13 protein-coding genes and 1 pseudogene are annotated in these 14,728 nt (G+C 59.3%); 12 read left to right on the top strand and 2 right to left on the bottom strand.

Annotated elements, in window-relative coordinates; translation table 11 throughout:
• Nucleotides 1-14 precede the first annotated feature (14 nt).
• Entirely contained in the window at nt 15-128 is a 114-nt protein-coding gene (locus M0H32_RS18530; protein ID WP_425607335.1) for an IS66 family transposase zinc-finger binding domain-containing protein, read from the top strand.
• Here the strand turns inward: M0H32_RS18530 and M0H32_RS29745 are convergent.
• Together M0H32_RS29745 and M0H32_RS18525 are read right to left on the bottom strand one after the other, a co-directional pair.
• Nucleotides 122-214: pseudogene (locus tag M0H32_RS29745) on the bottom strand (IS5 family transposase); the annotation flags it as partial. The gene M0H32_RS18530 and the pseudogene M0H32_RS29745 overlap by 7 nt on opposite strands.
• A 399-nt stretch (nt 215-613) precedes the next feature.
• Nucleotides 614-805: a hypothetical protein gene (locus M0H32_RS18525; protein ID WP_248156593.1), complete on the bottom strand. Its 192-nt coding sequence runs from the start codon at nt 803-805 to the stop codon at nt 614-616.
• 323 nt (nt 806-1,128) lie between these two features.
• On the opposite strand from M0H32_RS18525, the gene M0H32_RS18520 reads away from it, so the two are divergent.
• The 11 genes from M0H32_RS18520 (at nt 1,129) to M0H32_RS18470 (ending at nt 14,712) form a co-directional block, all read left to right on the top strand.
• Complete coding sequence (locus M0H32_RS18520) at nt 1,129-1,869, top strand: response regulator transcription factor (RefSeq protein ID WP_248156598.1); 741 nt, start codon at nt 1,129-1,131, stop codon at nt 1,867-1,869.
• Between the two features lie 423 nt (nt 1,870-2,292).
• Complete coding sequence (locus tag M0H32_RS18515) at nt 2,293-3,612, top strand: nucleotide sugar dehydrogenase (RefSeq protein WP_248156592.1); 1,320 nt, start codon at nt 2,293-2,295, stop codon at nt 3,610-3,612.
• Nucleotides 3,613-3,624: 12 nt separating this feature from the next.
• A complete protein-coding gene (locus M0H32_RS18510) occupies nt 3,625-5,085 on the top strand; it encodes a glycosyltransferase (protein WP_248156591.1) in 1,461 nt (486 codons plus the stop codon).
• A 15-nt stretch (nt 5,086-5,100) separates the two neighbouring features.
• The gene (locus M0H32_RS18505) at nt 5,101-6,234 is read left to right on the top strand and encodes a hypothetical protein (protein ID WP_248156590.1); all 1,134 of its coding nucleotides are present in this window, start codon (nt 5,101-5,103) and stop codon (nt 6,232-6,234) included.
• A 63-nt stretch (nt 6,235-6,297) separates the two neighbouring features.
• Nucleotides 6,298-7,734 carry a mannose-1-phosphate guanylyltransferase gene (locus M0H32_RS18500; protein WP_248156589.1) on the top strand — a complete coding sequence of 479 codons (1,437 nt, stop codon included), beginning with the start codon at nt 6,298-6,300 and terminating at the stop codon, nt 7,732-7,734.
• A complete protein-coding gene (locus M0H32_RS18495; RefSeq protein WP_248156588.1) occupies nt 7,734-9,332 on the top strand; it encodes a right-handed parallel beta-helix repeat-containing protein in 1,599 nt (532 codons plus the stop codon). Before M0H32_RS18500 ends, M0H32_RS18495 begins: the two co-directional genes overlap by 1 nt.
• Before the next feature lie 12 nt (nt 9,333-9,344).
• The gene (locus M0H32_RS18490; protein WP_248156587.1) at nt 9,345-10,796 is read left to right on the top strand and encodes an MBOAT family O-acyltransferase; all 1,452 of its coding nucleotides are present in this window, start codon (nt 9,345-9,347) and stop codon (nt 10,794-10,796) included.
• Nucleotides 10,797-10,806: 10 nt separating this feature from the next.
• Nucleotides 10,807-11,955 carry an alginate O-acetyltransferase AlgX-related protein gene (locus M0H32_RS18485; protein WP_248156584.1) on the top strand — a complete coding sequence of 383 codons (1,149 nt, stop codon included), beginning with the start codon at nt 10,807-10,809 and terminating at the stop codon, nt 11,953-11,955.
• 8 nt (nt 11,956-11,963) lie between these two features.
• Nucleotides 11,964-12,734 (top strand): hypothetical protein, encoded by a 771-nt coding sequence (locus M0H32_RS18480; RefSeq protein WP_248156583.1) that lies wholly within the window; start codon nt 11,964-11,966, stop codon nt 12,732-12,734.
• Between the two features lie 14 nt (nt 12,735-12,748).
• Nucleotides 12,749-14,074 carry an alginate O-acetyltransferase AlgX-related protein gene (locus M0H32_RS18475; RefSeq protein WP_248156582.1) on the top strand — a complete coding sequence of 442 codons (1,326 nt, stop codon included), beginning with the start codon at nt 12,749-12,751 and terminating at the stop codon, nt 14,072-14,074.
• Nucleotides 14,075-14,106: 32 nt separating this feature from the next.
• Nucleotides 14,107-14,712, top strand: a complete 606-nt coding sequence (locus M0H32_RS18470) for an alginate O-acetyltransferase AlgF (protein WP_248156581.1) — start codon at nt 14,107-14,109, stop codon at nt 14,710-14,712.
• The last annotated feature ends 16 nt before the right edge of the window (nt 14,713-14,728 follow it).

The raw sequence follows: 14,728 nt of genomic DNA, 5'->3' as shown, positions 1-14,728 counted from the left end.
GCAAGTTCAAGACACTGGGCGAAGATGTCACCGAAGCGCTGGAATATGTGCCAGGCCGGTTTGTCGTGAACCGTATTGTCAGGCCGCGCTTGTCCTGTTCTTGCTGCGAAAAGATTGTTCAATCCTGAGCCGGGCGGGACTTTCGGCCTCGCTCCGAAGGAAGCAATGCTTCAATCAATTCCCATTCTGCGTCCGTCAAATCGCCACGTGCCAAGACTGCCTCCTAAAAGACAGTCTTGAATCACAGCTCAGCTGATTTGGGAATCCACTTTGTCAACAGGTCCTAATGGGATGCGTTCGATTACAGCGAGATGTTCTACAATCCGAAGCGCATACTTGTCAGAAACTGGATGCTGTTGCCTGTCGAATTCGAAGGGCAGCAGAAAATGAAAGCTGAGGGCGTCTAGAAAACGTAGGCCCTTAAGAAATCTGAGAATTTTCGCATAGATATCAGCGGCCACCGATCTGACGGTGCAATCGACAACAATGTGCCGATGGACCTGATGCAATCAGAGCATCAAGCCTCTTTGCCCGATTCAGGCAGGATGCCTCAGACTGTTTTCAGGGGTTTGTTGGGCAGCGCATCCAGACCGGCTTGTCACAAAGGCGTTGCTTAAATCGCCTTAAGCTTGTGCTCGACTGCCGGTTTCGGGCTGGTTGTGAACATTTCCGCATGGCCATGTGCCATCGTGCAATCGAGAGCATCCAACTGGACAAGCTCTTTTAGAACGCCGGCGGAAACGGGCCGACCATCCAGTTCGCGGAGGGTCGCTTTAAGTTTTTCTGCAAGATGCATTGAGCTCATGCCAAAATCCTGTTTCCACCTTGAGTGCGTCTTCATCCCAAAACGGTTTCCGAAACCACGGCATTTATGCCTTGTTCTGCCTTAACGGCCCGTAAAAGATCTGAATTCTCATTCTGTCAGTGAAGTTGTTTGTTATTTGATCTGCCATTTTGCGACAATTGTCGCCAATTGTGAACTGGTATTGTGCAGCTTGCCGACAATTTGCGCAGTTCTAAAATGTAGTCGTCATTGATTTTTCCATAATTTGATCTCAGTCTGTTTCCTGGGTCGGTATGAATACTAATAGAGAAAATTCTCAGGGAGGTAATTGAGAGGATTTGAAGATGATTTCGAGTAATATTGTTCGGGTCGCCCTATTGGATGGTGAGCCTATTTTCTTTGATTGCCTTAAACTGCTCTTCAACCAAACAAATTTCGTGGTTGTCAGAAGTTTCGATGAAACACTGGACGAATTCGAACAAATCTCAACGCTTCGTCCGGACGTCGTGTTGTCCGATGCGAGGTCGGTTGAAGCGGCGGAGCGCCTTGCCGAGCGGCTGCAAACCGCAAATCTGGCTGTGCCGATGGTGTATATTCGGCTCGACGCCTCCGACACGAATGCGCTCCGGCTGACGAAGAGCCCGTGCGCTTCCGGTTTCGTGAGCAGAACCGCGGTTTCCGCGACCCTTTTAAACGCGCTTGAGATCGTGTCCATGGGGGGGACCTTTGTCGATCCTGTGCTCAAGGCAGCCGAAGAAAGGCTGTCGCAGATGGAGAACGTGATCCAGTTCGGCCCGGCCGGAGCGGATGCCGACGTGGGTCCCTGCCTGAGCGAACGCGAGCGGGAGGTTCTGTTTTCCGTTGCGCAGGGCTATTCGTCCAAGGAAACGGCGGCGAGAATGGGCCTGAGCTGCAAGACGGTAGACACTTACAAGACCAGGGCCATGCAGAAACTTGACCTGCCGGACAGATCCTCCGTCGTCCGGTATGCGCTACAGAACGACTGGTTCGCCGGGCTGGCCGCAGAACTGAAAGCCGCAACCTGCGTGATCTCCTCAGGGAAGACGCATCTGAAGGCAATCTGACCCGGCGTTCTCACGCCGGGATATCTTGTCGCGAAAACAGATGCCTCGTGTTCCCGCGCCCGGAACCGGTTTCCGGGTTGTCTTGCCGGCCTGTTCCCGCGGCCGATGCCGTCCTGCTCTCGTATTTTCTCAAACAGTTGCTTTCAGGCGCCCGGATTTCCCGAGGGAAGCGGGCGTTTTACCATTGTCTTTTCGCAGTTGCGAACATGGTTAATGGACCGTTTGATTGATCGATCTAAAGCGATTCAAGCTCATAAACATCAGATTTAATTAAAGAAAAAATCGAACTTCCGAAAAACCTTACACAGTTGGGAGCTTTCCTGACTTTAGGAAATTTTGCACTGCAATATTGTTCTTAACGAAACGTTAATTCCAAAGGGGCTCCGGCTTCGGGTCCGTTTTGAAATTTTGTGTGAGGGCATTGTGGCTAAAATCAGTATTTTCGGGATCGGGTATGTCGGCACGGTCGCGGCGGCGTGTCTGGCGAAAGACGGACACAGCGTTGTTGCGGTTGATATCGACAAGGCCAAGGTGGATTCGATCAATGCCGGCAAGACGCCAATCGTTGAAGACGGTCTTGATGATCTGATTGCCGAGGGGGTTGCCGCCGGGCGGCTTTCTGCCACCACGGACGTGCGTCAGGCCGTCAGTCAAACGGATGCATCCTTTATCTGCGTGGGCACACCGAGCGCCGACGACGGCTCGGTCGGCCTCAAATATGTCGTCAGCGTGTGCACGGCCATCGGCGGCGCGATCTCGGCGAAATCCGATTTCCATTCCGTGATCGTCCGCTCGACGATTGTTCCCGGATCGATGGATACCACCTGCATTCCAGCCCTGGAGGCGGCCTCCGGAATGGTTGCCGGCAAGGACTTCGGCGTCGGTTATTTTCCCGAGTTTTTGCGGGAAAGCACCGCGATCGAGGATTACTACGATCCCGGACTGATTGTCTTCGGCTACAAGGACCGCGTCACCCGCGATATCCTGGTGGAGGTGAACGAAAAGCTTCCCTGTGAAATCTACGCCGTGGATCTGCGCACGGCGGAATTGATCAAATACACCAGCAACTGCTGGCGCGCCGTCAAGATCACCTTCGCCAATGAAATCGGAAACATCGCCAAGGCGGCCGGCATCGACGGCCAGAAGGTCATGCGGGTGCTGTGCTCCGACGCGAAGGTGAACATGTCGCCCTATTTCATGCGCCCGGGCTTTGCCTTTGGCGGGTCCTGCCTGCCGAAGGATCTGCGGGCACTTCGGCATCTGGCCAGCACGCTCAATGTGCCGTCGCCCATGCTGGACAGCACGCTGGCGGCCAATGAGGAACAGATCCGCCGGGCGGAACTGCTGGTTGACAGCCTGAGCGGCCAGTCGGTCGGCATGATCGGGATCAGCTTCAAGGCGGGAACGGACGATCTGCGCGAAAGTCCGCTGGCCCAACTGGCGCACCGGCTGATCAGCAAGGGCTATGATCTGAGGATCTACGATCCTTATGTGAAATCGGCCTTCGACCAGCGCCTCAGCGGTGCGGGGCGCGGCAATGATTGTGTCGACAATCTCGAGAACCGGCTTGTCAGCGGGATCGACGGTCTCATCTCCCAGTCGGACATCCTGCTGATCGGCAACCGGTATGACGAAGTCGTGGAACCGCTCTCCAGGATCGCCTCCACGCGGCCGACCGTGGACCTGGCCCGGTTGCGTCCGGACCTCGTCTCCAATGGTGTCTATGAAGGCATCTGCTGGTAGGAGGCGGAACCTGTGGCGCATCTGCTCTATCTGCTGGTCTGCGTTCAACTGGCGCTTCTCGTACCGGTTTCGGTCTTGAGCGCCGCTTCGGGGGCCATTCTGGTCCTGGGTGCCATCGGTACCTGGAGATATTCCTGGGCCCTGGTGAATTTCCTCAGGGCCGGGTATTTCCTGAAGATCGCCTATCCGCGGCGCAAGCGGCGGGCTGAAGCGCTCTACAATGTGCAGACACATCGGGCACATGCGTTTTTCCTGACCACCACCTACAAGATCGCGCCGGAAATCTCGGCAAGGGTCTACCGCTCGGTGTTCCTGGCGGCCGCCAGGTCGGCGGGCGGTGCGACGGTGGTTGCTTCCGTTGTCGATCCGGCGGATATCCGCCTGATCCGGCACGTCTTTTCCTCCATGCCCGTCAGCATGAGCGGCGTCCGGCTGATCTTCGACCGGATCGAGGGCACCGGCAAACGGGACGCGCTGGCCGTTTCCCTGCGAACCATCGCCAATCAATGTCCGACACGGCGGGATGTGGTGGTCTTTGTCGATGGCGACAGCTGCGTCCCCGAAGACGTGGTTGCCCGCACCGCGCCGTTTTTCGTGGACGAAAAGCTCGGAGCCCTGACGACCGACGAAATGTCCGAAGCAACCGGCGGGCGTCTCTTCCGGGACTGGTTCGATCTGCGTTTCTCGCAGCGCCAGATGATGATGTGTTCCATGGGGCTCGGCGAACGCGTGTTGACCCTGACCGGCCGCATGTCGGTGTTCCGCGCCAATCTGGCGACGCATCCCGAGTTCATCGCCGCCATCCAGTCCGATTTCATCGACCATTGGCGGCTCGGGCGGGTCGACTTTCTGACCGGTGACGACAAGTCCACATGGTTCTGGCTGCTCAAGAACGGCTACAAGATGGCCTATCTGCCGGATGTAAAGACCGTTTCGATCGAGACCCAGCCGCGCGACGGTTTCATCGACTCCGCCATTGTGTTGATGACCCGCTGGTTCGGCAACATGCTGCGGACCAACGGCCGGGCCCTGGCCCTGTCGCCCACGACCATCGGCTTTTTCACCTGGTGGTCCATTCTTGATCAGCGTGTGTCCATGTGGACCACGCTTGTCGGCCCGGTCAGCCTGGTATTGGCGGCCCTGTTCGTGGATCCGCTCGCCATCGCGCTTTACCTGTCGTGGGTCATGTTCACCCGCTATCTCTATTGCGGGCTGATTTCCCTGTTTCGCGGCCGGTATTTCCCGATCACCTATCCGTTCCTCCTCTATTTCGGACAGATCGTTGGGGCCGTGGTCAAGAGTTTCATTCTCTTCCGGCTCGACCGCCAGAAATGGACGCGCCAGAACACTTCGAGCGCCGGACAGACAGGCAAGGTCCGGCTTCTCCCCAACGGTTCCTTTTCCCTTTATCTCCACGGCCTTGCGCTTTGCTGGCTCGTGTTCGGTGTCGCCCTGGTCGCCGGAATTACCTGATTGAGAGGCAATGCAATGAAAGCTGAAGACTTGAACCCGATGTTGAACGCCGGCGAGCCAAACACCCAACATGCCGCATCCGGCCAGCCGGGAGACCAGGACAACGAACATGCGCTGATCGAACTGCCGTTCGTTGTCGTGATCGAAGGACGCCAGTACGAAGGTTCCGCGATCTCGCTCGTCAATGCCTTTGTGACCGGACTGGCTGCGCTGGAAATCGGCAGCAACAGCAGGATCGCGGTTTTCCGTTTTCCGTTCAACGGGTTCAGCGTTTCGCTGCCGATAGATGTCAGGATTGAAACAGTCGACCGGACAACCGGTCTCTACAAGCTGGTATTCCTGCACCCGACCGGGCCGCACCTGCCGCAATTGCGGTATCTGCTGAACGCCTTCATTGCCGGCGACATTGTCAATCTGGATGATCTGATGCGGGTGCCGCCCGAAAAATCCGCGAAGGCAAAAGCGGGCGGTGGCGAAGCGGCTTTTTCCCTCAGCCGGTTGTTCAAACGCGCGGCAGGTGCCGTTTTTGTCACTGCCGCAAGTCTCGGTTTGCTGGCTGCGATTTCCTACGGATTGCAAAACCGCCTGTTTGTTCACGAAGTACCGGCATTGGCGATCGTTGAACCGATCGGACTGTCGCTGCAAACGCCAGAGGCCGGCCAGCTTGCCTATGTGAATGCCGAGGCTGCCAAGGGGGAAGTGGTCTTTTCCATCCAGACCGTCCGCGGATCGGTCCTGAGTGTCGAAAATCCGTGCGATTGCGAGGTCATCCTGACCGACCAGGGCGTCGTTGGTGCGACGGTCTTCCAGGCCGCTCCGATTGCCTTTGTCTCATCTGGTACGGAGGCCCCGGTCCTCAAGGCACGTGTCCCGGACCGCCTGGCAAAAATGCTGCTCAACGGAGCGTTGGCCGAAGCCAAGTTGCCCGACGGGCGGTCGCTGACGATGGCCCTGGATGACGTCCGGCAGGCCGGCCAATCCGGCGATCCGGAGAGTATCGTGACGCTGCGGCCGGAAACCGGGCAACTGACCAATGCAGATGTCAGTTCCTCGGTGGCGGTCAAGGTTCTCAATCGGAATTACGTGGATCTGAAAGCTTGGGCGACCTCCTTGTGGGAGACCGTCAAGAAGTCGGTGACGCAAGCATAAGTAATTGTTTTCAAACGTAAGTCACAACTTCGGGTGCGATTTGCCCGAGAGGAGATGTGCACTATGTCAAAAATTCATCCATTGATTTTGTGTGGTGGTGTTGGCACGAGGCTGTGGCCGCTGTCACGCTCCAACAGTCCGAAACAGTTTCAGCCGATCAACGGCGCCGGATCGCAAACCTTCTTTCAGGCCACGGTTGCGCGCCACATGGCGGAAGGTTTCCACAAACCGCTTATCAGCGTGAGCGACCGGTACCTGAGCACCGTGAAACGGCAGCTTGCCGAACTGAAAACGGATGCAAGCATCATCGCGGAACCGGTCGCGCGCAACACGGGGCCGGCCGTCCTGGCCTCCGCCTTCTTTCTTCACGAGCGCGATCCCGACGCCGTCATGGCGGTGCTGCCATCCGACCACGTCATTCACGGAGACCTCAACCGCACCCTGTCCGACATGCTGCCTGCTGCATTGGACGGACGCATAGCCCTTTTCGGGATCGAACCGGCCTATCCGGAAACCGGCTACGGCTACATTGTCGATGGCGGTGCCTGCAGCCGCCATGAGGGCGTTCGCCTGGTGTCGCATTTCGTGGAGAAGCCGCCGCTGGAAACGGCGCAGGCTCTCATCAGCGAACAAAATGCCTTTTGGGCCTCCGGGGTCAGCCTTTTCAGCGCCGGCGTGATCATCAGCGAATACGAGAAAATCGATCCTCAGACCTACCGGGCCGTCAAGACGGCCTATGCCAAGGCGAAAGACCACGGCACACATGTCTCCCTTTGCAAGGAGAACTTCACCCGGGCCAACAGTGGCCCGACCGAGGGCGTGATCTTTGAAAAGACCGACCGGGCCGTTTTGGCGCCCGCCGGCGTGATCTGGAACGATGTCGGCGCCTGGAACGCCTTTCACACCATTGGCGACAAGGATGATGACGGCAACGTTCTGAATGGCGACGTCCTCTGCGTGGAGACCAGCAATTCCTATATCCGCGGCTCCGGATCCAAGCTCATCGCAACCGTCGGCGTCAGCGACCTTGTGGTCGTCGATACCGACGACGCGCTCCTGATCACGACGCGCGACAACAGCCAGAAGGTGAAGGCGGTTATCACCGCGCTCCAGGATCAGGGGCGCTGCGAGATTGTCGATCACCGGGTGAGCCGGACAAATTGGGGACAGTTCGCCCGCCTGGAAAGCGGTGACGCCTACCGCCTCAACATGCTGAAGCTGGATCCGCAGGCCAGCGTGTCTCTTCCTGCCGACGACGGCTGCTACCGCCTGTTCACGGCCTCCGAAGGCGAGGGGCTTTTCAAGAGCGGCGCCGTGGTCAAGCGTCTCCGTCCCGGAGATGTCGCGGACCTGAGGGCCGGCGAAGCCGGGTCCATCCGCAATCGCGGCGAAACGACACTGACCCTGATGGAAGTTCAGTATGACGTGGCGCCGGAACTCGCGGAACCTTCGGAAACGTCCGGGTTGCAGAAGGTGCTCGGCGGCGAGGGGGTCGTCTGATGAGCGTCTGGCCGGACAGGGTGTTTCTCGTCATGGTGCTGGCCGGTATGTTTGCCTTGCCGCTCGCTGCGGCCCGGGCGGCAACGGATCTGGCCGAATTGCAGGTTCTCGACCGCAGTGTCAGCCGCCTTGCCGACGCGCTTCAGGATGACCGGCCAGTGGAACATGCCGCACTCCGCGGTCTCGGCCTTGCACTGTTCGAGCTTGAACCGCGCTCTGGTGAAACGCCTGCCATCTCCGATAGCGGGCCGAATTCCTCCGATTTCAATGCCGCGAACCCCGCGATGGACAATGAGCTGAGCTTTGTTCCGATCGACCTTGTGCTGTCTCAGCTTTCGCTTCAGACGGGCTCCAACCACCACATCGAACTGAAAGCGGCACAGACTTCACCCGGTGCTCCGGTTCTGGTCCTGCGCACCGGGCACTGGACACTCGACATCCTTTCCAGGCAGCTGGAAGAGCTCGGCAAAGCCGGCGTCCTGTCAAGGGCGGGGCAGGTTTACAGAGCCAGTCTGCCGATTGTCATCTGGCACCAGGCCGAGCTGGCGGTTTCGGACGGACAGACCCTGATCCTTGACGGACAGTCCGGCGCCTTTCTGGTCAATTCGGGCCTGTTTACGCTGGAGCAATCGGTTCTCAAAGGCGCGGGCGGCAATGCCGAAGTCGAAGACTATCGCCCCTTTGTCCTGACCGCCCTTGGCGGGAGGACCCATGTCGCCCACAGCACGCTTTCGGATCTCGGGTTTGGCGATCGACCGCATTTGCGCGGGCTCAGCTTCGTTTCCAGCGATTTCTTTCCGCGAAAGAGCCGGGTGCTGATCCGCGACAACCGGATCGAGCGTGTGTTTTCCGTCGAACTGTCCGACATGGAAGGCGGACTGATCGAAAACAACCTGGTTCTGGGCGCCCGCGGCAGCGGCATCCGCATTCAGCGGTCCAGGAACACCGTGATCCGTGCCAATACGGTCGCAAGCAGCGAGGCGCACGGCATCGTGCTGGCCGCAGGGGCAAGCAAAGCGCTCGTTGCGGACAACCTTCTGGTGGGCAACGCACGCGCCGGTGTGTTTTCCGGTGGCGGTGTCGTTTCCAGCCAGGTTGCCGGGAATGTTGTCGTTGGAAACGACAAGTCGGGCATCTTTTTGAGAGGGACGGGCTGCGTCGACATCCGCAACAATCTCGTCGCACATAACGGGCTGTGGGGCATTGCGGCCAAACGCAGTTTCAGTGTCTCGGTGAAGGACAACCTGCTGGCGCGAAACACCGGACCGGGGCTGGTCATCGGCGAAAGCGTTGCTTCCAGGGATCGCCACAGGATTTCCGGGAACCGGTTCTTTGCCAACCGCTCGGGGTTTTCGGCGGATGCCTTCGTCACGATCGAAATGTCCGGAAACGATTTTTCCGGACAGCGGCCGATCCTTTTTTCCGGAGAACTCAAGGCTCACACCGCGCGCTATCTGCGCTGGTCCGAAGTGGAGCGGGAGGGAGATCTCGCCTCCGTGTTCCTGGCGCGCTCGGCGCACCCGACGGCTCCGGCGGACCGGGAACCGGGGGAGCTGGCGGTGTTTTCCGTCACCGAACTCGCCAATTGCAAACCCTGAGAGGCAGGCACCATGGTATTTTCTTCAGAGCAATTCCTGTTTCTCTTTCTGCCGCTGTTTTTGCTGGCCTATTACCTCACGCCGGTCAGCAAACGTTCGTGGACGATCGTTGCCGGCTCCTACGTATTTTACGCCTGGTGGCGTGTGGACTTCCTCCTGTTGCTGATCGCAACAACCGCATGGACCTATTTCTTCGGATTGAAAATCCAGCAGTTTGAAGGCCGTAAGGCGGCCAAGACCTTTTGCGCGATCGGCGTGGCAGGCTGCCTGGCGGTGCTCGGGGTCTTCAAGTATCTCAATTTCTTCATCGACAGCTTTGCCGCGCTGGTCGGCACCACGCCGGAAGCGCTGGGCGTCCACTGGCACCTGATCCTGCCGATCGGAATTTCCTTCTATGTGTTCCAGTCGATCAGCTACTTGGTCGACATCTACCGGAAGGATGCACCGGCCACCAGGAGCTTCATCGACTTTGCGGCCTTCATCGCATTGTTCCCGCAATTGATTGCCGGCCCGATCCTGAGGTTCAAGGACCTTGCGGACCAGATCGTCCAGCGCGAACACTCGCTGGACAAGTTCACCGGCGGCATGAGCCGATTTACGATCGGCCTTGCCAAGAAGGTGTTGCTGGCGGATGCGGTGGCGCCGATCGCGGACGCTTCCTTTGCGCTCAGCGACCCGACTTTCGCCGAAGCGTTTCTTGGCATGCTCGCCTATTCGCTGCAGCTCTATTTCGACTTTTCCGGCTATTCGGACATGGCGATCGGGCTGGGCATGATGATGGGCTTCAGGTTCATCGAGAATTTCAACCGGCCCTATATCAGCAAATCGATCACCGAGTTCTGGCGCCGCTGGCACATTTCCCTGTCGGTCTGGCTGCGTGACTATCTCTACATTCCGCTGGGCGGGAACCGCAAAGGCGTGCGCAGAACCTATGTCAACCTGATCGCGGTGATGATGCTGGGCGGCCTGTGGCACGGGGCCAGCTGGACCTTCGTTCTCTGGGGCGCCTGGCATGGTGTCTGGCTCGCCATCGAGCGGGCGACCGGCTGGAGCGCGGTCAGTTACAAATACTGGTTTGCCCTGCCTTTTACCTTCCTTCTGGTGATGATTGGCTGGGTCATGTTCCGCTCGGAAACCGTCGGCATCGCCTTCACCATGTATGGCGGTCTGATGGGTCTCAACGGGGTCTTGCTGCGGCCGGACTTCCTCGTGTCCCTGACACAGGACAGCTTCCTGTTCCTGCTGTTGAGCCTCGCAATCGTCGCCCTGGAGGGCCGGTTCGCACTGATGTTCCGCTCGGACGACCTGAGGGCGGAAGCGGCCGGCAACGGCGGCGCGGTGCTCGCCTCGCAATCCGGCCTGCATGTCTTTGCGAGCTCCATTTTGCTGTGTGTGCTGATGGTCATGACGGTGGCCAAGCTCGCGGAACAAAGCTTTTCACCTTTCCTCTATTTCCAGTTCTAGGGACCCGGCCATGTTGGACAGACTGACGAAAGCATCGCGATATCTGCTCCCCGTCTTGTTTTTCGGCTATGCGGCTGCCGCCAATACCAGCCTGGTCCTGTCGGGCAGTTGGCAGGGCATGCACTCCGATTTCGATGGCGTGCTGAAGGGATCGGTGACCCGTGAGGTTGAAGAGGTCTACAAGACCGAACTGCCCCATCGGGAACCGTCGATCGGCCTCCTGGGAGCATTGCGTTACCAGCTGCTGGGGATCGGCAAACCCGGTGTGGTGGTGGGTTCCAGGGAGTGGTTCTATACCAACGAGGAGTTTCTGCCGACCGTCAACAAGCCGGACCGGATCGAGCAATCCGTGCAGGAAATTCTGCGCGTGAAAGACCGGCTGGAAGAGCAGGGGACCTCGCTGCTGCTCGTGCCGCTGCCGCACAAATCGGACATCTATGCGGAAAACCTGGGAGGCATGTTCAGCAGCTCGGACGGCCGGGACGCCTATACCAGTTTCATTCAACGGGTGACCCAGGCTGGCATCGATACCGTCGACACGCGGCCGGTGCTGATGGACGGCAAATCAGAGGCACCGGTCTTTTTCAGGACCGACACCCACTGGACGCCTCATGGCGCCGACATCGTGGCGGAAGAGATCGCCCGGGCTGCCAAGGCTTACAGCAGCTGGGAAGCGGCTCCCTACGCGCTGGCCGAGGCCGACGAAGTGTCGTTCTGGGGCGACCTGATCAGCTTCATAACGGATGAGAATTATGGCCGGCTCGCGGGCCTCGACCAGGAACAGGTGCGGCTGTGGCAGGCCTCGGAAGCGGACACGGGCAGCATTGCCGATCTTTTCGGCGCGGACAGTACCTTTCCGGTGGTTCTAGTCGGATCCAGTTACAGCGCCAACCGGAACTGGTCCTTCGCCGAATTCCTCAAGGCGCATATGTCCGTGGATGTGCTCAACGTGGCCGAGGAAGGACAGGGACCGGGAACGCCCATGTTCACGTTTCTCGACAGCGACGAGTTCAAACAACAGCCGCCGCGTCTGGTCATCTGGGAATTTCCGACCCGATACATCGCACAAGACCTGCTCTGGGAAAACGCTCCGGCCCATGCCGATGCCCCGCAGCATATCAGCTTTGCTTCCACGCCGGCCGGGAGGGTCTTGAAGTGAGCCTTTCAATGCCGGCCCTGACCGTGCCCTGCGCGTTGTTGCTTGCGGTCACCAGTCTGCCCTTGCCGGCCGGGGCAATGTCCCCCGCTGCCCCGTTCCCGGTCCTGTCATCCCCGGGGCTGCAGCGCCCCGCAGGCGCACCGGTCTTGCCGGTGGCCTCGGTCAGTCCGGCCAACCCGGTGCTGCACGACATCCGCCGCCGGCTCGTTCACAAGCAAAGGGTGTCGTTCAGCGAACTCCGGCAGCTGGCCGATACGGGCGACGGCCTGGCCGCCTATCGGCTTGCCGAGCGGATACTGCGTCTGGAAAGACCCGACCTGCTGGTCGATGCGGCGCACTACTTTTCCATCGCGATCACGGATGGCCGCGTCTACGCCATCATGCCGCTGGTCGCCATTCTCACGAACCCCCGGGTCGAGATCAAACCATCGCGCCTCAAGCATATCGAGCGCGCTCTGGTGCAGCAGGCCCGCAGCGGGCAATTGCGGGCCATCGAGGCGCTTGTCCAGATGTACAAGGTCGGTGCGCCGTTCGGGGCGAAGCCCGAAGAGGCGACGACGCTCATGAAGATGGTCGTCGAGCGCAAATTCGATGGCGAGATCGCCCTTCAGCTCGCTGTCAATATTGCGGCCAACACACCCTTGTCGGCTGACGAAATTCAGGAAATCCGCCGTTACCTGCTGATTGCGGAAGCAAGCGACGTACTTGGAACGCGCGCTGCCGCACAGAACCTGCTGCGCAGCTACCCGGATCCGAACCCAACGAAGGAAGCGGGATGAGAAAGGCAAGAAAGATGACTGTTTCAAAGAGTGTTGCCGGCCTCCTGTTCGCCGCCGGCCTGCTGCCTGCACCGCTCATGGCGCAGGACGCCGCCGTGACCTCGGCCTTCGGCTGCAAACATCTCGAAACCCTGGCCGAGCCCCGGTCGATCGAGGGCAAGGACGGTTTCTTTTTCCGGATTTTCGCGGATCTGAGGCTTCAGCACACGTTTACCGACGAAACCGTCGGCCATCTGGCCAAATTGTCGGAGATCCTGAAACAGCACGGGACGACCCTGGTCTATGTGCCGGTTCCCACCAAGAGCCAGGCAATGCCGGAGCACGTGCCAGAGCGGGCCGCACTCTACGGTTATGACTTTGACGTTGCCAGCCACGTCTATCAGAACGTCATTGACCGGCTGCGCGCCTCCGGTGTTGTCGCGGTCGATCTGCAGTCGGCGCTCAGGAAGGCCGAGGCGGACGCTCCTCCATTCCACAAGGCGGACTTTCACTGGAACTCGGACGGTGCGCGTCTGGCCGGCCAGGCGATCGGAGACATGATCCGGTCGCTGCCGGAATACCAGGAAGCCGATCCGACGGAGTTCGAAACGACACGGCTCGAGCAGACCATCTCCTTTTCGGGCATGCGCAAAAGCCTTCAGACGGTTTGCACGGACAGCCTGCCGGCGGTGGAGAGCTATGCCTACGAAACCACAGCGGTTTCGACGGATCTGCTCGGGGGCGGCGCGGTCGACCTTTTTGGCGAAAACACAACGGTTCCGATTGCGCTGATCGGCACGAGTTTCTCCGATTCCGATGTCAACAATTTCGACGGTTTCATTCAGCAGTACAGTTCCCTGTCGGTGACCAACTACGCCATCACCGGCGGCAACCAGTTCGGTGCGATCCTGTCCTATGTGACCTCTAACGAGTTTCAGGAAAGCCGGCCGCGTTTTCTGGTGTGGGAGAACCCGATCTACAACAATCTGGGACAATACGGTCCCGCCCCCTGGATGGAACTCCTGGCCGCGGCGGCCGACAGCTGTTCGGCGGTTCAGTCCGCGGAAGCCGGCGCCAACACACTCGAATTCGAAGTCAATTTTAAGAGCAGAGAGATCCCGCGTGACACCGTAATCCTGGCGGACGCGCAGGACGAAGCCGTGCGCGCGGCCGCATTTTTCGCCAGCGACGCAAGCGGAAACCGGCGGGAGATCTCCATCAGGCGCAGCGACCGGCTGCGCGCCACCGGCCGTTTTTTTGTCCCTGTCCAGGCTTTCGGGGGATCGGAGATCGCCCGCCTGCGGGTGGTGCTCGACCGGCCTTCCGAAGGCCGGCCGGAAGTTCAGTTGTGTCAGTACTAGGAAAGGAATGCGGGATGACAAGACGTGGTTTGATGGCCTCCATCACATATCTGCTGCTGGCCTCGGCGGCCGCCGCTCAGGATGGCGGACTTTATGAAAAAGCGATCGATCCGAATTCGGCGTTCATCCGGGCGCTGCTTCCGGAGAATTCCGTTGCCCGCATCGAATCCAAGTCGTTTTCGAATGTCGAGTTCGGCCTGACGCCCTACGTGATCGTCGATCCGGGCGAGGTTGAAGTGTCCAGCGGTTCGGCAACGGAGAAGGTCTCCGCGTCATCCGGCAGGTTTTATACAGCAGCGTTTGATGCGAGCGGTGCGGTCAATGTTATCGAGGACAAGGTCACGACCAGTCCGTCCAAGGCCAACCTGACCTTCTACAACCTGACAAGCCACGGAACGGTCGACCTCTTTGTGCCTCAGGCCAAGGCAAACGCGCTGTCGGGCGTTCCGGCCGGGCAAGGCCAGACCGTGGCCCTGAAAGCGCCGCTGACACTCGATTTTGCGGTTGTCGCCGACGGCGAGACCAAAGCCACCGTGAAGACCGTCAAGCTGACCCGCGGTGGCGGAACCACGATTATCGCGGCGGAAGACGGAGGGGAAATCAGCCTCTGGTCCGTCGAGAGCACGATTTCGAGATAAACCATTTTTGGAGTGG

Source organism: Roseibium sediminicola (assembly GCF_023156505.1).
GTDB classification, from domain to species: domain Bacteria; phylum Pseudomonadota; class Alphaproteobacteria; order Rhizobiales; family Stappiaceae; genus Roseibium; species Roseibium sediminicola.
Note: the sequence above shows the minus strand (reverse complement) of the source record. Positions and strands in the feature narration are given on the sequence as shown.

Bases quoted from the DNA above. Each gene is read 5' to 3' on its own strand.
- M0H32_RS18525 (WP_248156593.1), bottom strand. From the start codon at position 805: ATGAGCTCAATGCATCTTGCAGAAAAACTTAAAGCGACCCTCCGCGAA.
- M0H32_RS18520 (WP_248156598.1), top strand. From the start codon at position 1,129: ATGATTTCGAGTAATATTGTTCGGGTCGCCCTATTGGATGGTGAGCCT.
- M0H32_RS18505 (WP_248156590.1), top strand. From the start codon at position 5,101: ATGAAAGCTGAAGACTTGAACCCGATGTTGAACGCCGGCGAGCCAAAC.
- M0H32_RS18500 (WP_248156589.1), top strand. From the start codon at position 6,298: ATGTCAAAAATTCATCCATTGATTTTGTGTGGTGGTGTTGGCACGAGG.
- M0H32_RS18495 (WP_248156588.1), top strand. From the start codon at position 7,734: ATGAGCGTCTGGCCGGACAGGGTGTTTCTCGTCATGGTGCTGGCCGGT.
- M0H32_RS18490 (WP_248156587.1), top strand. From the start codon at position 9,345: ATGGTATTTTCTTCAGAGCAATTCCTGTTTCTCTTTCTGCCGCTGTTT.
- M0H32_RS18485 (WP_248156584.1), top strand. From the start codon at position 10,807: ATGTTGGACAGACTGACGAAAGCATCGCGATATCTGCTCCCCGTCTTG.
- M0H32_RS18480 (WP_248156583.1), top strand. From the start codon at position 11,964: ATGCCGGCCCTGACCGTGCCCTGCGCGTTGTTGCTTGCGGTCACCAGT.
- M0H32_RS18475 (WP_248156582.1), top strand. From the start codon at position 12,749: ATGACTGTTTCAAAGAGTGTTGCCGGCCTCCTGTTCGCCGCCGGCCTG.
- M0H32_RS18470 (WP_248156581.1), top strand. From the start codon at position 14,107: ATGGCCTCCATCACATATCTGCTGCTGGCCTCGGCGGCCGCCGCTCAG.